Below are 19,341 nucleotides of genomic sequence, written 5' to 3'. Positions count from 1 at the left end.
GCGGGGACAGATGCGGCACGCGCAGCGACGGAACGACACGTGGGCATGGCGGCTCCTGCTGGCCGCCTGCGTGCTCGCGCTGTGCGCAGTGCGGCCCCTGCCGGCGGCGGACGGGCTGGCGGTGAGCAATGCCACGACCCGCCTGGAGGACGGCGTCTGGTATCTGGACGCCGACGTGGATTTCCAGCTCAACCGCACCGCGCTGGACGCGCTGGCGAGCGGCCTGCTGCTGGACATCGAGCTCGAAATCCGCCTGGAGCGCCGCCGGCGCATCATCTGGGACGCTGAGTTCGCCGAGCTCAAGCAGCGCTACCAGCTGCAGTTCCACGCGCTGACCGAGCGCTACATCCTGCGTAACCTGAACAGCGGCGAGCAGGCCAGTTACGCCTCGCTGCCGGCGGCGCTCGCGCAGCTCGGGCAGGTGCGGAGCCTGCCCCTGATCGACGATGCCCTGCTCGACCCGGACGAGCGTTACTACGTGCAGGTGCGGGCCGTGGTCGACATCAAGCGCGACGGGGGTCCGCTGGCGTTGATCCGGGTGTTCTGGAACGACTGGCGCATCGAGAGCGACTGGATCCGGTGGCGACTGGGGCGCTGAAACGCTGGGGCGTGGCCACCTTCGCCGTGCTCGGCCTGGGCCTGCTGTTCGCGGCCCTGTTGTTCATCGCGTCCACGGTCGAGAGCGCCGACCGCTTCGGCGACATCTATAACTGGATCTTCCTGCTCAACCTCGCCGGCGCCGGGGTGCTGCTGACCCTGATTATCTTCAACCTGGTCCGGCTGGTGCGGGAATACCGCAGCCACACGCCCGGCTCCCGCCTGGCCTCCCGCATGGTCGCCATCTTCGTCGGCCTCGCCGTGGTGCCCCTCGGGATGGTCTATTACTTTTCGGTCCAGTTCATCAGCCGCGGCATCGACACCTGGTTCGACGTCAACGTCGAAGCGGGGCTCGGCGACGCGCTGGAGCTGTCGCGCGCGACGCTGGAGAGCCGCATGCGCGAGCATCTCGAGGCGACGCGGCAGATCGCCGACTCGCTCAGCGGCCGCAGCGATCGCGAGCTGGGCAGCCAGCTGGAGTTCGGCCGCCGCGGCACCGGCGCCACCGAGCTGACGGTGGTCGGCCAGAGCAGCCGCATTATCGCGCTGTCCTCGGACCTGAGTCTCACCCAGTTGCCGGCGGCGCCGACCGAGGAGGTGATGCTGCAGATTCGCCAGGGCCGGCCCTACGTCAGCCTCGACCCGGTGCGCGAGGGCTACGTCATCCGCACTGCGGTCGCCATCCCGGCCCAGCACCCGCTCGAGGAGCTGCGCGTGCTGCAGGGCGTCTTCCCGGTCCCCGAGCGGGTCGGCCTGCTGGCGGACTCGGTGCAGGAAGCCTATGCCCAGTACCGCGAGCTGTCCTTCCTGCGCAGCCCGCTGACGCGCAGCCTGACCCTGACCCTGACGCTGGTGCTGCTGCTCTCGCTGCTGCTGGCCGTGTGGGGCGCTTTCTTCTTCGCCCGCAAGCTGACGGCACCGATCCAGACCCTCGTTTCTGGTACCCGCGCGGTGGCGCAGGGCGACTTCGACACGCGCTTGCCGCTGCCTGCGCGCGACGAGATGGGTTTCCTGGTGCACAGCTTCAACGACATGATCACGCGGCTGGCGAGCGCGCGGGAACTGGCGCGCCAGAGCCAGCAGGCCGTGGAGAGCCAGCGCGCCTACCTGGCCGTGATCCTCGGGCGCCTGTCGACCGGCGTGGTGTCGCTCGATCGCGACTGGCGCATCAGCACCGCCAACGAGGCGGCCGGTGCCATCCTCGGCGTCGACCTGGAGGCCGGCATCGGGCGCTCGCTGCCGGAGGTGGCGGCCGACAAGCCGCTTTTGCAGCAGTTCATCGAGGTCGGCCGCGGGCACCTCGAGGCGGGCGAGTACGAATGGCGCGAGCAGATCGTGTTGCGCGGCGAGGCCGGCGGCCGGGTGCTGATGTGCGCCTGCTCGGCGCTGCCGGGCGAAGACGACCAGCCGGACGGCTTCGTGGTGGTGTTCGACGACATCACGGCGTTGCTGCAGGCGCAGCGCGACGCGGCGTGGGGCGAGGTGGCGCGGCGCCTGGCGCACGAGATCAAGAACCCGCTGACGCCGATCCAGCTCTCCGCCGAGCGGATCCGGCGGCGCTTCCTGGAGCACATGAGCCCGGAGGACGCGCAGGTGCTGGAGCGCGCCACCCGCACCATCGTGCAGCAGGTGGAGGCGATGAAGGACATGGTCAACGCCTTCTCCGACTACGCCCGCGCGCCCGACATGGAGATCGTGCGAGTCGATCTCAACCACCTCGTGGCGGAGGTGGCCGAGCTTTACCGGGTGCGCGAGGTCCAGGCCGCCATCGAGCTCAGCCTCGACCCAGACGTCGGGCTGGTGGAGGCGGACGCCGGGCGCCTGCGCCAGATCCTGCACAACCTGATCCGCAATGCGGTCGAGGCCCTGGAGGGCCGGCCGGCAGAAGGTATGCTGAGGATCATCACCCGCAGCACCGACGAGTTCGAGCTCAACGCGGTGTTCATCATGGTGGAGGACAACGGGCCGGGCCTGCCGCCGGACGCGGTGGACCGGATCTTCGATCCCTATGTCACCACCAAGCCGAAGGGGACGGGCCTGGGCCTGGCCATCGTCAAGAAGCTGGTGGAAGAGCATGGCGGCTGGGTCGAGGCCAGCAACCGCCAGGAGGGCGGGGTGCGCATCACCATCGCCCTGCCGGCGGACGAGGAGGCGCGCAGCGCGATGCTGCGGCGCGAGTCGCGTGGGCCTGAACTGAGGAGAACGCACGCATGAGCAGCGCCAGGATCCTGGTGGTCGATGACGAGGCGGACATTCGCAGCCTGCTCGAGGAGATTCTCGCGGAGGAGGGCTACGAGGTCGCGGTGGCGGCCAATGCTGCCGAAGCCCGCGAACGCTACGCCACGACCGACCCCGACCTCGTCCTGCTGGACATCTGGATGCCGGATGTCGACGGCATCAGCCTGCTGCGCGAATGGTCGGCCAGTCGCAGCCGCCTGGCCTGCCCCGTGGTCATGATGTCCGGTCACGGCACGGTGGAGACGGCCGTCGAGGCCACGCGGCTCGGGGCCTTCGACTTCATCGAAAAGCCGGTGTCGCTGGCCAAGCTGCTGCGCACGGTCGAGCGCGCGCTCGAATCGGACCGCGGCGGCCGGGCCGGCCGCAGCATCGTGCCGCCCTCGACCACGCCGGTCGGCCGCAGCCGTGCGATCCAGGCGCTGCGCGAGCAGGCCGAACGGGTGGCCGGGCACGACACTCCGCTGCTGGTCACCGGCGAACTCGGCAGCGGCCGCGAATTGTTCGCCCGCTATGTGCATTCCATGGGGCCGCGCGCGCAAGGGCCCTTCATACGGCTGGCCGCGGGGACCCTGCAGGACTCCGGCGCGGAGGCCGCGCTGTTCGGGCGCGCGTCCCAGGGCAAGGTCGAGCCCGGCCTGCTGGAGCGCGCCCAGGGCGGCACGCTGTTCATCAAGGACCTCCAGGACCTGGGGCCGGAGGCGCAGCGGCTCCTGCTCGGCGTGCTGGAGAACGGCCGCTTCAAGCCGGTCGGCAACGGGGCGGTGCAGCCGCTGGACTCGCGGGTCATCGCCTCCGCGCCGCCGGGAGCGGAGCGCTCGGCGCCGCCGGGTCTGCGGCGCGAGCTGCTGATGCACCTGTCGGTCGTGGTGCTGGCGGTGCCGCCATTGCGGGAGTATCCCGAGGACGTGCCGGACCTGTTGCGCCACTTCCTCGACAAGCTGGTCGACAGCCAGGGCTTGGCCTTCAGGCGCTTCAGTGTGGCGGCCCAGAACCGGCTCCGGAACTACCCCTGGCCGGGCAACGTGCGGGAGCTGCGCAACCTCGTCCACCGCCTGCTGATCCTCGGCGGCGACGAGGAGATCGGGCTGGGCGAGGTCGAGCAGGCGCTGTCGGACACCGCGCCGCCCGACGAGCCCCTGCTGAGCCAGGACCTCATGGCCCTGCCGCTGCGCGAGGCCCGGGAGCAGTTCGAGCGCGCCTACCTGCAGCAGCAGTTGCAGCTGTGCGAGGGCAAAGTCGGGCGCCTGGCCAAGCGGGTCGGCATGGAGCGCACCCACCTCTACCGCAAGCTGCGGGCGCTCGGGATCGATTTCCGCGGCGGCAGCGACGACTGAGCGTCCTGCGGCGACCGTCCTAGTTGCGCTCGCGGACGGCCAGCGCACCGATGCCGGCGTCGGCCAGCTGCCGGCGCGTGGCCTCCGCCTGGCCGGCGTCGGGGAGCGGCCCGATGCGCACCCGGTGCCAGGCCTGGCCTTCGATGCTGACCGCCTGGATGCTGGACGTGAGCCCGAGCAGCGCGAGCTCGGCCTTGCGGCGGTCGGCGTCGGCGAAGCGGCGGAAGGAGCCGGCCTGGATCCAGTAGCGGCCCGGTGCCAGCTCCGGCGCCGGCGGCGCCGAGCGATCGTCGGACCGGGTTCCGGCGGGCTCCTCGGGCACCACGACCTCGAGGCCCGGCAGCATGGTGTAGAAGTCGAAGCCGCTTTCTTCCTCGACCGGCGCTTCGATCGGTCCCTCGACCTGCTGCGAGGCGGGCTGCGCGCTGCGCGTGGCGACCGGTTCCGCCGCCGGCGCGCGGCGGGTGTGCTGCAGGTGCACGAGGAGGGCGACGGCCAGCCCGACGGCCAGCCCGGCCGTGAACCAGGCCGGCCCCGGCGTGGCGGCTTTCTTGCGGCTGCGGCGCTTGTAGTCCTGGGCCATGGCTACATCGAGTCCGGCGCGCCGACGCCGACCAGCGCCAGCCCGTTGGCGATCACCTGGCGCGTGGCCTCGGCCAGCGCCAGCCGCCCGGCGCGCACGCCGGCGTCGTCGACCAGGAAGGTCTCGGCGTTGTACCAGGTGTGGAACTCCTGCGCGAGCTCGCGCAGGTAATGCACGATGTTCTGCGGCGCGCGGTTGGCGGCGGCCAGCTCGACCATCTCGGGGTAGCGCCCGAGGCTGGCCATCAGCGCGCGCTCGTGGGCGCTGTCCAGCAGCGCCAGGCCGCTGGCGCCGGCGGCCGGCGTCCAGCCGAGGCCCTTCTCGGTCGCCTGGCGGAACACGCTGCGCACGCGGGCGTGGGCGTACTGGATGTAATAGACAGGGTTCTCGTTGCTGCGCGACTTGGCCAGCTCGAGGTCGAAGTCGAGGTGCTGGTCGTTCGAGCGCAGCACGTAGAACAGGCGCGCGGCGTCGTTGCCGACCTCCTCGCGCAGTTCCCGCAAGGTGACGAACTCGCCCGAGCGGGTCGACATCTGCACCTTCTCGCCGCCGCGGTAGAGCACGGCGAACTGCACGAGGCGCACCTCGAGGCTGTCGCCCGGCTCGCCCATGGCCTCGAGGCCGGCCCGCACCCGCGCCACATAGCCATGGTGGTCGGCCCCGAGAATGTCGAGCAGCAGGTCATGGCCACGCTGCCGCTTGCCGAGGTGGTAGGCGATGTCCGAGGCGATATAGGTGGTCTGGCCATTGTCGCGAACCACTACGCGGTCCTTCTCGTCGCCCAGCTCGCTGGCGCGGAACCACAGTGCGCCGTCCCGCTCGTAGACGTGGCCGTCGCTCTGCAGCCGGTCGATGCATTCCGCCACCAGGCCGAGCTCGGTCAGGCTGCGCTCCGAGAACCAGCGGTCGAAGGTGACGCCGAACTCCGCCAGGTCGTCGCGGATGTCGGCCAGGATCTCCTGCAGCCCGAGCGCATGGACCTTGCGGTAGTCCTCCTCGCCCAGCAGCTCGCGCATGCGCGCCACCACGGCGTCGATGTACTCGTCCTGGTCGCCCTCGGGCGCATCGGGCGGCAGGTCGCGGAAGACTTCCGCGGCGGGGCGCCGCAGGCGGTCGTGCTCCTGCGCCACCAGCTGGTCGGCGATCGGCTGGACGTAGCCGCCGCGGTAACCATTCGCCGGGAAGGCGAAGGACTCGCCCAATGCCTCCAGGTAACGCAGCCACACGCTGGCGGCGAGGATGTCCATCTGCCGGCCGGCGTCGTTGACGTAGTACTCGCGGTGCACCTCGTGGCCGGTCGCCGCCAGCAGGTTGGCGACCGAGGCGCCGTAGGCCGCGTGCCGGCCGTGGCCCACGTGCAGCGGGCCGGTCGGGTTGGCCGAGACGAATTCCACGATTACGCTGCGCCCGGCGCCGCTGGCGGAGCGGCCGTAGTCGGCGCCGCGTTCCAGCACGGCGCGCACTTCCTGCTCGAAGGCCGTCTTGCTGAGGCGGAAATTGATGAAGCCCGGACCCGCGATCGACACCTCGTCCACGAGCTCGGAGGCCGGCAGATTGGCCACGACCAGCTGCGCCAGTTCGCGCGGGTTGCGGCCCGCCGGCTTGGCCAGCGCCAGGGCCACGTTGGTGGCGAAATCGCCGTGCCGCGGGTCGCGCGTGCGCTCCACCCGGGCCTCGGGCGCGACGTCCTGCGGAAGCTGGTCCCCGAGCGCTTCCAGCGCGGCGGCCAGCAGGCCTTCGATCTGTGTCTTCACGGCGGGAGATCCTGTTCGGTCAGGCGGTGAGCCGCACATTGTAGCCGTTGCCGCGGGCGGCGGTCAGGGTCAGAACAGGTCCTGGGGGTCCACCTCGGTGAACCAGCGGACCTTTCTCGCCAGGGGCAGCTCACTGGCGACGCCGGCGCAATGGTCGAGGGCGGCGTGCAGCGCCGGGCGGCGCGCCGCCTGCAGCAGCAGCTGGGCGCGCCAGCGCCCGCCGCGCTTCTCCATCGGCGCCGGCGCCGGCCCGAGCACGGTGACGTCCGCGGGACGGCCGAGCGCCTGGCGCAGCTGCTGCAGGAACTCGAAAGCCAGGCCGGGACGCGCAGCCTCGGCGCGTAGCAGCGCAAGGTGGCTGTAGGGCGGCCAGCCGGCTGTCTCGCGCTCCTCCAGCGCCGCCTCGGCGAAGGCCTCGTAGCCGCCCGCCAGCAGCCGCTGCAACAGCGGGTGCTCGGGGTAGGAGGTTTGCACCAGTACCTCCCCCGGCCGGTCGGCGCGCCCGGCGCGGCCGGCCACCTGCACCAGTGTCTGTGCCAGCCGCTCGCCGGCGCGGAAGTCGGTGCCGAACAAGCCCTGGTCGGCATTGATCACGCCGACGAGGGTGACGCCGGGGAAGTCGTGGCCCTTGGCCATCATCTGGGTGCCGACCAGGATCCGCGTCCTGCCGTCGCGCACGTCGTCGAGGATCTGGTCCACGGCGCCGCGCCGCCGGGTGCTGTCGCGGTCGATGCGGGCGATCGCGACCCCGGGGAAGTGCCGCGCCAGCGCCTCTTCGAGCCGCTCGGTGCCCTCGCCGGCGGGCCGGAGATCGGCGCCGCACTCCGGGCAGGCGGCCGGCAGGCCGGTGTCGTGGCCGCAATGATGGCAGCGCAGGCGCCCGGCGCGCCGGTGCCAGGTGTAGCGCGCGTCGCAGTGGCGGCACTGCGCGACCCAGCCGCAGGAGCTGCAGAACAGCGCCGGCGCGAAGCCGCGCCGGTTGAGGAACAACAGGACCTGCCCGTCCCGCTCCAGGTGGCCCCCCATGGCCCGCAGCAACGGGCCCGAAAGTCCCTCGGTGGCGGGATGGCGGCGCAGGTCGACCAGCGTCACGGTCGGATGGCGCGCCGTGCCCGGACGTTCCGGCAGCCGGTCGAGCCGGTAGCGGCCCTGCCGGGCATGGGCGAGGGTTTCGAGCGAAGGCGTCGCAGAGCCCAGCAATACCGGCACGCCGGCCAGGCTGGCGCGCATCACCGCGAGATCGCGGCCGGAATAGCGCACCCCCTCGTGCTGCCGGAGGGAGGGATCGTGCTCCTCGTCGATGATGACGAGTCCCGGCCGCGCCAGGGGCGCGAACACCGCCGAGCGCGTGCCGATCACCACGGCTGCCCGGCCGGCCCGGGCATCGGTCCAGGCCGCCAGGCGGCCTGCGGCGCCGAGTCCCGAGTGCAGCACCGCCACCGGGGCGGCCAGCCGCGTACTGAAACGCTCCACCAGCTGGGGCGTCAGCCCGATCTCAGGGACCAGCACCAGGACCTGCTGGCCGCGGCGCAGGCACTCGGCCGCGGCCGCGAGATACACCTCGGTCTTGCCGCTGCCGGTGATACCGAACAGCAGGCGCGCGGCGAAGCCGCCCAGGTCGCCGAGGATGCCGGCGACCGCCGCCTGCTGGGCGGATGTAAGCCGGGGGCCCGGGAGCGCCGCGTCCCACGCCGGGGCGGCGGGTTCCGGCTCGACTTCCACCAGGCCCCGGCCCGCGAGCCGGGCGGCGATGGCGCGCCAGCCGGCGGGCAGGCCCGGGTCGTCGCTGCGACGCGGACCCTGGGCGAGCAGTTCCAGCAGCGCGGCCTGGCGCGGTGCGCGCCGGGCCAGGCTCTCCGGCGGCGGACCCTTGCCGCTCACCCGCAGCGGCGGCTCAGGCAGGGGCTTGCCCTGGCGCAACGGCGCGGGCAGCGCTGCAGCCACGACCTGCCCCGGCGCCTCGTGGTAATAACGGGCGGTCCAGGCCAGCAGCCGCAGCAGCCCGCCGTCAAGGAGGGGTTCTTCGTCCAGGCTCTCCAGCGCCGGCCGGAGGCGCTCGGCCGCCAGCTCGGACGCGTCGGCATGCTCGATCACGAGCCCGACCGGGCGCCGCCGGCCGAAGGGCACGCGGACCCGCGCGCCGGGGGGCGGCAGCGGGCCCGTGGCGGGTGGCAGGTAGTCGAACAGGGTGTCCAGCGGGGCATCGACGGCGACCCGGAGAATGGTCACGACCCGAGCCCTCGCCGGCCGGCTCCGAGTTGTCCACAGAAGCTGTGGATAACTCTGTGGAGTACAGCGTGGATTCGTGGTTCAGTCCGCGTCACTTATGGGGGCGACTCAGTTTGGTCAAAAAAGCGTCATCAAACAGATATCTATATAGAACAATTAGTTGAGGCGCGTTATTCCGGTGCTTTGTGCGCTGAGAGGCGTTTCGACCGGTAATTCCCGGGTCTTGTGAATAAGTGGCCTCTCGGGGCTCCGGCAGGCGGGGTTCCGGGGGGCCCATGAGGGGCATGCCGGAGGGGTCGAGATGCCGCCTTTTCGGCCCGCTTCGGGCCTCGCGACGACGGCCACGGGCCCCCGCCGGGACCCGCCGCCGTCTCAGCTCGCCTTGACCGCTTGGATGAGCTCGGACATCGCCGCCTGGGCGTCGCCGTAAAGCATCCGGGTGTTGTCGAGGTAGAACAGGTGGTTCTCGATGCCGGAGAAGCCCTTGCCCTTGCCGCGCTTGTTGACGATGACGTTCTTGGCCTTGTCGGCATTCAGGATCGGCATGCCGTAGATGGGGCTGGACGGGTCGGTACGGGCGACCGGGTTGACCACGTCGTTGGCGCCGATGACCAGCACCACGTCGGTCTTCTCGAAGTCGGCGTTGATCTCGTCGAGGTCGTAGATCAGGTCGTAAGGCACGCCGGCCTCGGCCAGCAGCACGTTCATGTGGCCGGGCATGCGCCCCGCGACCGGATGGATGGCGAAACTGACCTTGACGCCCTTTTCCCGCAGCAGCTGGGTGAGCTCCCATACCTTGTGCTGGGCCTGGGCGACCGCGAGGCCATAGCCCGGCACGATGATGACCCGCTCCGCGTACGCCATCATCACGCCCGCATCGGAAGCCTCGATAGGCTTCATCGTGCCGCTTACCTCGCCGCCTTCGACGGCGGCGTCGCCGAAACCGCTGAACAGCACGCTGGCCAGCGAGCGGTTCATGGCCTTGGCCATCAGCTGGGTGAGCAGCGTGCCGGCGGCGCCGACCACGGTGCCGGCGATGATCATCGCCTCGTTGCCCAGCACGAAGCCTTTGAACGCCACCGCCAGGCCGGTCAGGGCGTTGTAGAGGGAGATCACCACCGGCATGTCGGCGCCGCCGATCGGGCTGGTGAGGGTCACGCCGACCACCAGCGCCAGCAGGAAGAACAGCGACACCAGCGCGACATGCGCGGAATAATCACCCAGCAGGAACAGCCCGATGATGAAGGCGCCGAGCAGCAAGGCGCCGTTGAGCTGGTTGGCGCCCTTGAAGCGGATCGGCTTCGTCATCCAGCCTTGCAGCTTGGCGAAGGCGATCAGGCTGCCCGAGAACGACACCGCGCCGATCAGGCCGCCCAGCACGGCCAGGAAGCCGATGGTCAGCGAGTCGGGCGTGCCCTTGTAGAGCGTCACCGCCGCGATGGCGCCGGCGGCGCCGCCGCCCATGCCGTTGTACAACGCGATCATCTGCGGCATGTCGGTGATCGCGACTTTCTTGCCGCTCCACCACGCGACGCCCCCGCCGACGGCGATGCCGATGACGATGAGCGTGATGTTGGTCCAGTTCGGCTCGTGCCAGAAGTACAGGAACGTCACGACGGTCGCGAGCACCATGCCCCAGCCCGCCCAGACCACGCCGCCGCGGGCCGTGCGCGGCGAACTCATGCGCTTCAGCCCCACGATGAACAGGATGACGGCGACGAAGTAGGTCGTCTTGATGAGGAGCTCGTTGAAGGTCAGGTCCTCCATCACTTGCGCTCCCCGCTCGTCTTGAACATCTCCAGCATGCGCTCGGTGACCACGTAGCCGCCGACCGCGTTGCCGGCCGCGAGGATCACGCCGAGGAAACCGATGACGCGGCCCACGGTGCTTTCGGCGCCGCCCAGCGCGATCATGGCGCCGACCAGCACGATGCCGTGGACGAAATTGGACCCGGACATCAACGGCGTGTGCAGGATCACCGGCACGCGGGCGATGATCTCGTAGCCGGTGAAAGCCGCGAGCATGAATATGTACAGCGCAATGAAAAAGTCGAGTTCCGTGCCCATCAGCCCTGTCCTCCGCTGGCGCCCTCGATCCGTTCCCGCGTCGGTCCGTGCCGGACCTCGCCGTCGTGGGTCAGTACGCTGCCCGCGAACACCTCGTCCTCCCAGTCGAGCGCCAGGGCACCCTCCTTGATCGCGGGGCTGAGGAAGTTGAACAGGTTCTTGGCGTACATCTCGCTGGCATGCCGGCCGAGGGCGGCCGGCAGGTTGACCGGGCCGACGACCTGGACGCCGTGGGCGTCCACGACTTCACCGGCCCGCGTGAGCTCGCAGTTGCCACCGGTCTCCGCGGCCAGGTCCACGATCACCGAGCCGGGCTGCATGCGGCCGACGGTCTCGGCGTCGATGATCCGCGGCGCGGCCCGGCCGGGGATGGCGGCGGTGGTGACGACCACGTCCGCGGCGGCCACGTGGTCGGCCAGGATGCCGGCCTGCTTGGCCCTTTCTTCCTCGGTCAGCTCGCGGGCGTAGCCGCCGCTGCCCTCGGCGCTGATGCCGGTGTCGACGAACTTCGCCCCCAGCGACTGCACCTGCTCGCGGGTCGCGGCGCGGACGTCATAGCCTTCCACCACGGCCCCGAGGCGCTTGGCGGTGGCGATGGCCTGCAGGCCGGCGACGCCGGCGCCGATGACCAGCACCTTGGCCGGCCGGATGGTGCCCGCCGCGGTCGTGAGCATGGGGAAGAACTTGTCCAGCTGCATCGCCGCGATCAGCACGGCGCGGTAGCCGGCCGCGGCCGCCTGGGAGGAGAGTGCGTCCATGGATTGCGCGCGCGAGATGCGCGGCACCAGTTCCATGGCAAAGCTGGTGGTCTTGCGATCGCGCAGCAGCGCGATCAGCTCGTCGGATCGATAGGGCTGGAGCAGGCCGATCACCACGGCTCCCGCTTTGAGCCCGGAGGCCACTTCCAGCGGCGGTGGGTTGACCGTCAGCAGCACGTCGGCGCGCTGCACGACCTCCTCGCGGCCGAGGAACTCCACGCCCTCGAACCGGCTGTCCGGAATTCGCGCCGCGTCGGCGACGCCGTGCTCGGCGCAGATGGCGGCGCCGAGAGCGGCCAGTTTCTTCGCCACCTCCGGTACCAGCGCTGCGCGTGTTTCCCCTGCGGCGGTTTCGCGCAGGACCCCGATGACCACGGCCATGGGCAATCTCCCCCGGGGCGCTCGCGCCCCCTCCCTGTTCGGCGAATGAGTGTACAGGAAGACGTCCGTCCTTTGATGCCCCGGTCCAGGTACTGATTGATTTTCCCGCGGGCTTCTGGAATAACACGGGCAGCGACGAGGCGGCGCAAGCGGAGATCGAGCCCCGATGGGCATGTCCCTGGGACAGCAGATCCTGCGCACCGACGTCGCCGGCATGCCTCTCGAGTGGGTGGACTACCGGTGCGCGGTGCGCCTTTACCACACGGAGCAGGTCGCCTACGAGTGCGGCCGGCCGTTGTTTCGCCTGCGTGGCGGAACCAATGCCCGCTCGGGTCGTCGCTCCATCGTCGACGTGTCGAGCATCATCGCCACCTTCGGCCATGGCGCGACCTATCCCACCCGCGACGCCTACACGCCGCCGCTGAACAACCACACCCTGTTCCGCCGCGACGCCTACCTGTGCCTGTACTGCGGGGAGCGCTTCCTCGCCGTCGACCTGTCGCGCGACCACGTCACGCCGCTGGTGCGCAGCGGGCGCGACACCTGGACCAATGTCGTCACCGCCTGCCGCCGCTGCAACAACCACAAGGCGGGGCGCACGCCGGAAGAGGCGCGCATGCAGTTGCTCGCGGTCCCGTTCCAGCCGACCTATGCCGAGTACATCTATCTCAAGGGCCGGCGCGTGCTGGCCGACCAGATGGAATACCTGCGCGCGCACTTCCCGCGCACCAGTCCCCTGCACCAGCGCCTGTCCTCCACCCGGTGGCAGTGAACGCCCCGCCGCGGGCGCCATGACTGAGCCCGACCGCGTCCTGGCCGCGCTCGCCGCAGCGGGCCTGCGCGTGGCGCCGGACTCGGCGCGACCGGTCGGCGGCGGCTGCATTCATCGCGCCTGGCGGCTGGAGTCGGCGACGGGCCCGGTGTTTCTCAAGACCAATGCCGCGACGGCGGCCTGGATGCTCGCGGCGGAGGCCGACGGCCTTGCGGGGCTGGCAGCCGCCGGGGCGCTGCGAGTGCCCGCCGTGCTGGGACACGGCGTGGCTGCCGGCCTGGCCTGGCTGGCGCTGGAGTGGCTCGAGCTGCACAGCCCGGATGCTGCCGCCGAGGCGGCGCTCGGCGCCGGGCTCGCCGCCCAGCACCGCGTGGCGGGCCCCTACTTCGGCTGGCACCAGGACAATGCCATCGGCGCCTCGCCCCAGCAGAACACGCCCGACGACGACTGGGGCCGCTTCTTCGCCGAGCAGCGGATCGGCGCCCAGCTGGAGCTGGGCCGGCGCCACGGCCTGCCGGCCGGCCTGCTGCGCGAAGGCGAGGCGCTGGTCGCCAGGATCCCGGCGTGGCTGGCGGAGCGGCAGGTCGCGCCCGCCCTGCTGCACGGCGACCTGTGGGGCGGGAACCGGGCCGCGGACGCGACCGGCCGCCCGGTGGTATTCGATCCCGCCACGCATTACGGCGACCCCGAGTGCGATCTCGCGATGACCCGGCTGTTCGGGGGCTTCGGATCCGCCTTCTACCAGGCCTACGACGCGGCATTGGCGCCGGCGCCCGGGCGCGACTGGCGGCTGGGCCTGTACCAGCTCTATCACGTGCTGAACCACGCCAACCTGTTCGGCGGCGGCTACATCGACCAGGCGCGGCGCCTCATGAGCCGGCTGGCCGGACGCGGATAAGCAGCTCGTCCGGCGCGCGCAGCAGCAGTTCGCCGCCGGCGCCCGGCCGGAGAGTGTGGCCCCGGTCCTCGAGCGTGCCGCGCAGGGCGGCGGGGTCGGGATGCTCGAACAGCAGTTCCGGCCCGCCCGCCGTCTCGGCAGGGGCGATGGTGAGGCCGCCCGCCACCGCCACCGGGCCCGTGCCGGTCTCGTCCGGGACCAGCCCGAGCCGCTCCCAGAAGGCGACCGTGGCGGCGGGATCGCGGGCGGGGTAGCAGTAGGCGACGAAGTGCCCGAGCAGCGAGGGCGTCCATTCGTGGCCGAAGTCCGCCGACCACGTGCGCGCCTCCAGCAGCGTGACCACCTGGCCGTCCGGATCGCGGAAGCCCGCCTCGTTGAACTCGTGCTCGCCGGTCTTGGCGAAATCGAAGTCGATGCCGGCGGCGGCGATGCCGGGCAGCGCGGCCGCCAGCTCCGGCCGCACCCAGGTTATCGATGGCGAGTCGAATTCGTAAGCGTGCAGACCCAGCACCAGACGGCCGTCGCTGAGCACGGCATAGTGGTGCTGCCAGGTGTCGCCGACGCGGCCGTGGGCGAGCCCCAGGCCTTCCCAGAAAGCCGCGGAGGCCGCGACGTCCCGGCTCCATACGCTGAGCTCGAGAAAGCGTCCCAGCATCAGCCGAGCTCGCCCGCCTCCCGCGCGGCGATCATCTTTTCCGCGCGCGAGTTGCGGGCGGCGGACTCGGCCCGGAGCTGCTCGGCGTCGGGCGCAGGCCCGGTCTCGGGCCACCCCTGGAGATGCTGCAGCGTGAGTTCGGCCAGGAAATCCAGGTGGTCGTCGCGGATGTTGAGGCAGGGAATGTAGCTGAGCGTTTCGCCGCCGGCCTCGTGGAAGAAGTCCGCGTTCTCCTGGGCGATTTCCTCGATGGTCTCGAGGCAGTCGGCGGAGAAGCCGGGACAGATCACGTCGATGCGCTTCAGTCCCTTGCGGCCGAGCGCCTTGACCGTCTCGTCGGTGTAGGGCTTCAGCCACTCTTCGCGGCCGAAGCGCGACTGGAAGGTCGTCGTCCAGCTGCCGTCCTCGAGTCCCAGCTGCTCCGCCACCAGCCGCGCCGTCTTGTGGCACTGGCAGTGGTAGGGGTCGCCGGCGTCGAGATAGCGCCGCGGCACCCCGTGGAAGCTCATCAACAGGTGCTCGCCCCGGCCGTGCTGCGCCCAGTGTTCCCGGATGCTCGCAGCCAGGGCCGCGATGTAGCCCGGCTCGTCGTGGTAACGGGCGACGAAGCGGAAGTCCGGCACCCAGCGCCAGCGCATCAGCTCCGCCCCCACCGCGTCGAAGGTGGACCCGACGGTGCTGGCGGAGTACTGAGGATAGAGCGGCAGGACCAGCAGGCGCGTGACGTTGAGCGCGTGCAGCTGGCGCAGCGCGGACGGAATCGAGGGGTTGCCATAGCGCATGCCGAGGGCGACTTCCACCGGCCCGGAGAGGCGCGGCGCGAGGCGCGCCTTCAGTCCGGCCGCCTGGTCGCGGGCACAAGTGAGCAGCGGCGAGCCGGCATCGGTCCACACGGCCCGGTAGGCCTCGGCCGACCGGCTCGGCCGCGTGCGCAGGATGACGCCGTTCAGGATCAGCCACCACAGCGGCCGCGGCGCCTCCACCACGCGCGGATCCCACAGGAACTCCCGCAGGTAGCGCCGCAGTGGCCCTGTTTCCGGCGCGTCCGGGGTGCCCAGATTCGTGACGAGGATCCCGAGTTTCTCCGTGCTGCCGTGGGAGTATTGCGGGGTGCCGAGGTATCTGCTCATCAATGCTTCTCCGGTGAATCCGTCCATTATCCTATGCTTGGAGGGCGACCGGGAGCGTGTTTGCCGAGACCCCGGTTGCAGGAGGCAACCGTGATTCACCGACTGTTTCTCACCCTGGCCCTGTGTTTCACCGCGAGCGTCGCGCTCGCCTTTCCCATCGACCTCGACTTTGACCCGCGCGGGCTCGACGTCGTGGCGGAGCCCTTTGCCCAGGGGCCGGTAGCCCTGGTCCGGGTCGTCAACGGCGAGGACTTCCCGGTGATATGCCGGGCCGTGTTCCGCAACGGCCCCGAAGCGAGCCGGCAGCGCCAGGCCATAGTGGCGCCCGGCGACTCAACCACGATCTCCTGGACGGCGCGACGGCAGGTCGTGCGCCTGCGCGTGGGCTTGCACTGCGAACGGCACGAGTAGCCGGTACTGGACCGGCATTTCCGGCCCGGCGTCACGCCGGCATGACATGGAGAACCGCAGCATGACCAAGAAACTCCCCGCCCCCGGCGCGCTCTCGCTGGCGCTCGTCCTGCTGGCGGCAGCCCCGGCCGCCGCCGCCGAAAACTTCGCCCTCGGCGCCAAGGCCGGCACGGCGGGCCTGGGTCTCGAGGGCACGTTCGGCATGGGCGAGGCGCTCAACCTGCGCGGCGGCTACTATGCGTTCGATTACTCCGATACCCTCAACGAGAACGGGATCGAGTACGACGGCGACCTCGAGCTCGAGAACCTCGGGCTGTTCCTCGACTGGCATCCGTGGCGCGGGACTTTCCGGCTCAGCGTCGGCGGCGTGCAGAGCGGCAACGCCTTCACGGGCACCGCGGACGGCGCGCTGGACGTGGGCGACAACACCTACACGGCGAACTTGAGGGCCGACGTCGACTGGGACGGCTTCGCGCCCTACTTCGGCGTCGGCTGGGGCAACGCGGTGGGTACGGGCGGCTGGTCCATGTCCTTCGACCTCGGGATCATGTACACCGGCGAGCCGACGGTGTCGCTGACGGGCACGGTGAGCGACCCGGCGCTGCAGGACCAGTTCGACCAGGACCTCGCGCTCGAAGAGGCGGCCCTGCAGGATGAGCTGGACGACGTCACGTTCTTCCCGGTGATCGCCCTCGGGGTGGCCTACCGCTTCTGAATCCGCGCGCGGCTCGCCACGAGAAGCCCGTGGCGGCGTAGAATGCTCGCCCCCCGTGCCGGTGAGCAGTCGTGAGCGCGCCTGACCCTTCGTCCCGCCGCGGTCCGGGCGAGGCGCGGGCAATCCTGCGCCTGGCCGGCCCGCTGGTGTTCAACAACCTCGCCCTGGCGGGGATGAACTTTGCCGACACCGTGATGGCGGGCCGGCTGGGCACGCGCGACCTCGCGGCGGTGGCGGTCGGCGGCTCCATCTGGATGGTGGTGTTCCTCTTCGGCCTCGGCGTGCTGATGGCCGTCAGCCCGGTCGTGGCCCATGCCTACGGGGCGGGCCGCTGGGAGGACGCCGGGGTGGCGCTGCGGCAGGCCTTCTGGCTCAGCCAGGCGCTGGCGGTGCTCGGCTTCACCGCGCTGCTCGGCGCTCCGGCGCTGCTGGCGGCGATGGGGATCGACCCGGAGGTGGTGCCGCTGACGGGCGGCTACCTGTTCGCCATCTCCTTCGGCCTGCCCGGCGTGTTCGCCTTCCTCGCCATGCGCTTCATGACCGAGGGCATCGGCTGGACCCGGCCTATCATGTACGCCGCGGCCGTGGGACTGGTGGTCAACGTCAGCGGCAACTGGGTGCTGATGTACGGCAACCTTGGCTTTCCGCGGCTGGGGGCGGTCGGCTGCGGCATCGCCAGCGCCGTCGCCATGTGGTGCATGTTCGCCACCATGCTGTGGTACACGCGGCGGTCGCGCCGCTATGAGCGCTTCGTCCTGTGGCGCGGCTTCGAGCGGCCGCGCTGGCCGGTCCAGCGCGAGATCCTCGGCCTCGGGCTGCCCATCGCCGCCAGCGTCGAGGCGGAGGCCGGGCTGTTCGCCGGCGTGGCGCTGATCATGGGCACCCTCGGCGCCACCCAGGTGGCCGCGCACCAGATCGCGATCAACTACGCCGCCACCATGTTCATGGTGCCGCTGGCCTTTCATTCCGCGACCACCATCCGGGTCGGCCAGGCGCTCGGGCGCGGCGAGCCGCGACGGGCGCGGCGGGCCGGCTGGAGCGGCATCGGCCTCTGCGGGCTGTTCATGGTGGCCTCGGCCACGGTGCTGCTGTTCTTCCGGGAGCAGATCGCTGCCTTCTACACCACCGATCCCGAGCTCCTGCCCCTTGCCGTGGCCTTGCTCAGCATGGCGATGATCTTCCAGGTCTCCGACGGACTGCAGGTCGGCGCCGCGGGTGCCTTGCGGGGCTTCAAGGACACGCGCGTGCCGATGCTCATCAACGTCGCGAGTTACTGGCTGATCGCTTTCCCCATGGCCTGGTACGCCGGCGTGCACGCGCGCCTGGGCCCGACCGCGGTGTGGGTGGCGCTGATCATCGGCCTGACCGTGACGGCGCTGTTGCTGAACTTCCGCTTCCTGCGCCTGGCCAATCGGCGGGTGGCCGAGGCGGCCGCCGGCCAGGCTGTGGCGGGCCGGCCCGCAGGCTAGCGCTCAGCCGGGCAGTTCGTCCTGCCCGGAGGCCGGGGCCGGTGCGAGCTGGCCGAAGCGCTCACCGCCGCCCGCCAGCCAGGCAGCCTCCTCCCCAGTTTCCCGGCGCCCGAGGATGGCGTTGCGATGGGGGAAGCGGCCGAAGCGGGCGATGATGTCGCGATGCTTCTGGGCGTACTTGCGGAAGCCGGCGAAGATCTCCCGATGCGGCGAGGCCACTTCGCGCTCGACCTGCAGGAAGCGGTCCACGGCCAGCTCCTGGTCGTCGAGCGACTCCGCATGCTGCAGCGGCATGTAGAAAAACACCCGCTCGATGGGCGCGAGCTTCAGGTCCATCATCCGGCTGACGCCGTCGCGCATGAGGTAGCGCGCACGGCCGTCGCGGCGGAAGGCTTCGGCCGTGCCCCGATAGATATTCCGGCGCATCTGGTCCAGCAGGATCAGCACGGCCAGGCGGCCGCGGGGTGTACGGGTCCAGAAGTCGAGCTTGCCCTCGGAGGCGGCGATCACCAGCTCGCCCCAGCGCTCGCGCATCCCGGCATCCCGCTCCGGATCCGGGCCGAACCAGAAGCCCATCCGTCCCGGGACCTTCGCGGTGTCCCGCACGGTGTCGCCGAACCAGTAGTCGAGAATCTCGTCGGCCAACGCCTGGTCGTACATGCTGCTGTTCTCCGCGCCTGTGAGCTGCGGCGCGGTGACGGGTTTCCACGCGCCGGTCTCCAGTTTACGCTGGCCGGGCAGGAACGGAACCGGAGGGTGGCCAGCGCGTGGCAGCCAGACGAACAAGACGAGCCCTGGTCGCGCCTGGAGGCATCGGGGCGCTGCTCGCCTGCCTGCTGCTGGCGGGCTGCGGCGGGCCGGCGCCGGACCCGGAGGGGCGTCTGCGGGCGGCGCTGGCGGCGGCCGAGGAGGCGGCGGAGAACGGCGACCACGCGTTCTTCGCGGCGCGGGTTGCGGGCGACTATGCCGATGCCGCCGGGCGCGACCGGACGCGTATGCTCCTGACCCTGCGGGGATTGCTGATGCGTTACCCGCGGGTCGAGATCATCGTAAACGTCCGGGAAATCGAGCTATTGTCGCCGCGGCTGGCCCGGGCGCGGCTCGAGATACTGACGGCCGGACTGGGCCCCGCCGGCCTGTCTGCCGACGCCTTCCCGCTCGAGCTGTCGCTGCGCGACGAGGGCGACGGCTGGCAGGTGACCCGGGCACGCTGGGGCCGCGAGGCCGACGGCGGCATTTGACGGCTGGCGCAGGGTCTGTTTTATATTCTGTGTTGCACTGCCCACATCAATAGCAGCTGCTGGAGTGCCTGAATAAAAACAGGCGCTTGCAAGGGCCGGGCCGACGCGGC

General features: G+C 70.9%; 18 protein-coding genes. 9 read left to right on the top strand and 9 right to left on the bottom strand.

From position 1 onward, the window contains the following. The first annotated feature begins 10 nt into the window (after positions 1 to 10). The 3 genes from G6N75_RS08115 to G6N75_RS08105 are packed head-to-tail and all read left to right on the top strand — an operon-like array spanning position 11 to position 4,169. Positions 11 to 598, top strand: coding sequence for a DUF4390 domain-containing protein (locus G6N75_RS08115; RefSeq protein WP_165347846.1), 588 nt, complete (start codon positions 11 to 13; stop codon positions 596 to 598). After that, positions 580 to 2,811 (top strand): ATP-binding protein, encoded by a 2,232-nt coding sequence (locus G6N75_RS08110; protein ID WP_165347845.1) that lies wholly within the window; start codon positions 580 to 582, stop codon positions 2,809 to 2,811. The genes G6N75_RS08115 and G6N75_RS08110 overlap by 19 nt, the downstream gene beginning before the upstream one ends. Then, a complete protein-coding gene (locus G6N75_RS08105; RefSeq protein ID WP_165347844.1) occupies positions 2,808 to 4,169 on the top strand; it encodes a sigma-54 dependent transcriptional regulator in 1,362 nt (453 codons plus the stop codon). Before G6N75_RS08110 ends, G6N75_RS08105 begins: the two co-directional genes overlap by 4 nt. A gap of 19 nt (positions 4,170 to 4,188) precedes the next feature. On the opposite strand, the gene G6N75_RS08100 is transcribed toward G6N75_RS08105, so the two are convergent. The 6 genes from G6N75_RS08100 to G6N75_RS08075 all read right to left on the bottom strand — a co-directional run bounded on the left by G6N75_RS08100 (position 4,189) and on the right by G6N75_RS08075 (position 11,940). Beyond that, positions 4,189 to 4,752: an SPOR domain-containing protein gene (locus tag G6N75_RS08100; protein WP_165347843.1), complete on the bottom strand. Its 564-nt coding sequence runs from the start codon at positions 4,750 to 4,752 to the stop codon at positions 4,189 to 4,191. 2 nt (positions 4,753 to 4,754) lie between these two features. Next, positions 4,755 to 6,506 (bottom strand): arginine--tRNA ligase, encoded by a 1,752-nt coding sequence (gene argS / locus G6N75_RS08095; protein ID WP_165347842.1) that lies wholly within the window; start codon positions 6,504 to 6,506, stop codon positions 4,755 to 4,757. Between the two features lie 69 nt (positions 6,507 to 6,575). After that, a complete protein-coding gene (locus G6N75_RS08090) occupies positions 6,576 to 8,735 on the bottom strand; it encodes a primosomal protein N' (RefSeq protein ID WP_165347841.1) in 2,160 nt (719 codons plus the stop codon). Between the two features lie 372 nt (positions 8,736 to 9,107). Next, on the bottom strand, positions 9,108 to 10,502 hold the full coding sequence (locus G6N75_RS08085; RefSeq protein WP_165347840.1) for an NAD(P)(+) transhydrogenase (Re/Si-specific) subunit beta: 1,395 nt from the start codon (positions 10,500 to 10,502) through the stop codon (positions 9,108 to 9,110). Then, positions 10,502 to 10,801: an NAD(P) transhydrogenase subunit alpha gene (locus G6N75_RS08080; protein WP_165347839.1), complete on the bottom strand. Its 300-nt coding sequence runs from the start codon at positions 10,799 to 10,801 to the stop codon at positions 10,502 to 10,504. The genes G6N75_RS08085 and G6N75_RS08080 overlap by 1 nt, the downstream gene beginning before the upstream one ends. Next, complete coding sequence (locus G6N75_RS08075) at positions 10,801 to 11,940, bottom strand: NAD(P) transhydrogenase subunit alpha (protein WP_165347838.1); 1,140 nt, start codon at positions 11,938 to 11,940, stop codon at positions 10,801 to 10,803. Before G6N75_RS08075 ends, G6N75_RS08080 begins: the two co-directional genes overlap by 1 nt. A 172-nt stretch (positions 11,941 to 12,112) precedes the next feature. Here G6N75_RS08075 and G6N75_RS08070 point away from each other — a divergent pair, with 172 nt between their 5' ends. Both G6N75_RS08070 and G6N75_RS08065 read left to right on the top strand, forming a co-directional pair. Continuing rightward, positions 12,113 to 12,712: an HNH endonuclease gene (locus tag G6N75_RS08070; RefSeq protein ID WP_240901023.1), complete on the top strand. Its 600-nt coding sequence runs from the start codon at positions 12,113 to 12,115 to the stop codon at positions 12,710 to 12,712. 19 nt (positions 12,713 to 12,731) lie between these two features. After that, positions 12,732 to 13,610 (top strand): fructosamine kinase family protein, encoded by an 879-nt coding sequence (locus tag G6N75_RS08065; RefSeq protein WP_165347836.1) that lies wholly within the window; start codon positions 12,732 to 12,734, stop codon positions 13,608 to 13,610. Here G6N75_RS08065 and G6N75_RS08060 read toward each other — a convergent pair. Both G6N75_RS08060 and hemH read right to left on the bottom strand, forming a co-directional pair. Then, positions 13,582 to 14,265: a hypothetical protein gene (locus tag G6N75_RS08060; RefSeq protein WP_165347835.1), complete on the bottom strand. Its 684-nt coding sequence runs from the start codon at positions 14,263 to 14,265 to the stop codon at positions 13,582 to 13,584. The genes G6N75_RS08065 and G6N75_RS08060 overlap by 29 nt on opposite strands. After that, positions 14,265 to 15,395 carry a ferrochelatase gene (hemH, locus tag G6N75_RS08055; RefSeq protein ID WP_165347834.1) on the bottom strand — a complete coding sequence of 377 codons (1,131 nt, stop codon included), beginning with the start codon at positions 15,393 to 15,395 and terminating at the stop codon, positions 14,265 to 14,267. The genes G6N75_RS08060 and hemH overlap by 1 nt, the downstream gene beginning before the upstream one ends. A gap of 90 nt (positions 15,396 to 15,485) precedes the next feature. Here hemH and G6N75_RS08050 point away from each other — a divergent pair, with 90 nt between their 5' ends. The 3 genes from G6N75_RS08050 (at position 15,486) to G6N75_RS08040 (ending at position 17,990) form a co-directional block, all read left to right on the top strand. After that, on the top strand, positions 15,486 to 15,806 hold the full coding sequence (locus tag G6N75_RS08050; protein ID WP_165347833.1) for a hypothetical protein: 321 nt from the start codon (positions 15,486 to 15,488) through the stop codon (positions 15,804 to 15,806). 61 nt (positions 15,807 to 15,867) lie between these two features. Beyond that, positions 15,868 to 16,521 carry a hypothetical protein gene (locus G6N75_RS08045; RefSeq protein WP_240901012.1) on the top strand — a complete coding sequence of 218 codons (654 nt, stop codon included), beginning with the start codon at positions 15,868 to 15,870 and terminating at the stop codon, positions 16,519 to 16,521. 71 nt (positions 16,522 to 16,592) lie between these two features. Beyond that, positions 16,593 to 17,990: an MATE family efflux transporter gene (locus G6N75_RS08040; RefSeq protein WP_165347832.1), complete on the top strand. Its 1,398-nt coding sequence runs from the start codon at positions 16,593 to 16,595 to the stop codon at positions 17,988 to 17,990. A 3-nt stretch (positions 17,991 to 17,993) separates the two neighbouring features. Here the strand turns inward: G6N75_RS08040 and G6N75_RS08035 are convergent, their stop codons facing one another. Then, positions 17,994 to 18,650 carry a DUF924 family protein gene (locus G6N75_RS08035; protein WP_165347831.1) on the bottom strand — a complete coding sequence of 219 codons (657 nt, stop codon included), beginning with the start codon at positions 18,648 to 18,650 and terminating at the stop codon, positions 17,994 to 17,996. Between the two features lie 107 nt (positions 18,651 to 18,757). Between G6N75_RS08035 and G6N75_RS08030 the strand changes: the two genes are divergently transcribed. Further along, positions 18,758 to 19,231 (top strand): hypothetical protein, encoded by a 474-nt coding sequence (locus G6N75_RS08030; RefSeq protein WP_165347830.1) that lies wholly within the window; start codon positions 18,758 to 18,760, stop codon positions 19,229 to 19,231. The last annotated feature ends 110 nt before the right edge of the window (positions 19,232 to 19,341 follow it).

Origin of the sequence: Thioalkalivibrio sp. XN8, from assembly GCF_011058255.1 — a bacterium.
In the GTDB taxonomy this organism is placed as follows: Bacteria; Pseudomonadota; Gammaproteobacteria; order Steroidobacterales; family XN24; genus XN24.
The sequence above is the reverse complement of the archived record's forward strand: the minus strand, read 5'-3'. Positions and strand labels throughout refer to the sequence as shown.

What these genes read in the sequence shown, in the direction of transcription:
- G6N75_RS08070 (WP_240901023.1), top strand. Translation starts at nt 12,113, where the DNA reads ATGTCCCTGGGACAGCAGATCCTGCGCACCGACGTCGCCGGCATGCCT.
- G6N75_RS08065 (WP_165347836.1), top strand. Translation starts at nt 12,732, where the DNA reads ATGACTGAGCCCGACCGCGTCCTGGCCGCGCTCGCCGCAGCGGGCCTG.
- G6N75_RS08115 (WP_165347846.1), top strand. Translation starts at nt 11, where the DNA reads ATGCGGCACGCGCAGCGACGGAACGACACGTGGGCATGGCGGCTCCTG.
- G6N75_RS08035 (WP_165347831.1), bottom strand. Translation starts at nt 18,650, where the DNA reads ATGTACGACCAGGCGTTGGCCGACGAGATTCTCGACTACTGGTTCGGC.
- G6N75_RS08045 (WP_240901012.1), top strand. Translation starts at nt 15,868, where the DNA reads ATGACCAAGAAACTCCCCGCCCCCGGCGCGCTCTCGCTGGCGCTCGTC.
- G6N75_RS08060 (WP_165347835.1), bottom strand. Translation starts at nt 14,265, where the DNA reads ATGCTGGGACGCTTTCTCGAGCTCAGCGTATGGAGCCGGGACGTCGCG.
- G6N75_RS08105 (WP_165347844.1), top strand. Translation starts at nt 2,808, where the DNA reads ATGAGCAGCGCCAGGATCCTGGTGGTCGATGACGAGGCGGACATTCGC.
- G6N75_RS08080 (WP_165347839.1), bottom strand. Translation starts at nt 10,801, where the DNA reads ATGGGCACGGAACTCGACTTTTTCATTGCGCTGTACATATTCATGCTC.
- hemH (WP_165347834.1), bottom strand. Translation starts at nt 15,395, where the DNA reads ATGAGCAGATACCTCGGCACCCCGCAATACTCCCACGGCAGCACGGAG.
- G6N75_RS08085 (WP_165347840.1), bottom strand. Translation starts at nt 10,502, where the DNA reads ATGGAGGACCTGACCTTCAACGAGCTCCTCATCAAGACGACCTACTTC.
- G6N75_RS08075 (WP_165347838.1), bottom strand. Translation starts at nt 11,940, where the DNA reads ATGGCCGTGGTCATCGGGGTCCTGCGCGAAACCGCCGCAGGGGAAACA.
- G6N75_RS08100 (WP_165347843.1), bottom strand. Translation starts at nt 4,752, where the DNA reads ATGGCCCAGGACTACAAGCGCCGCAGCCGCAAGAAAGCCGCCACGCCG.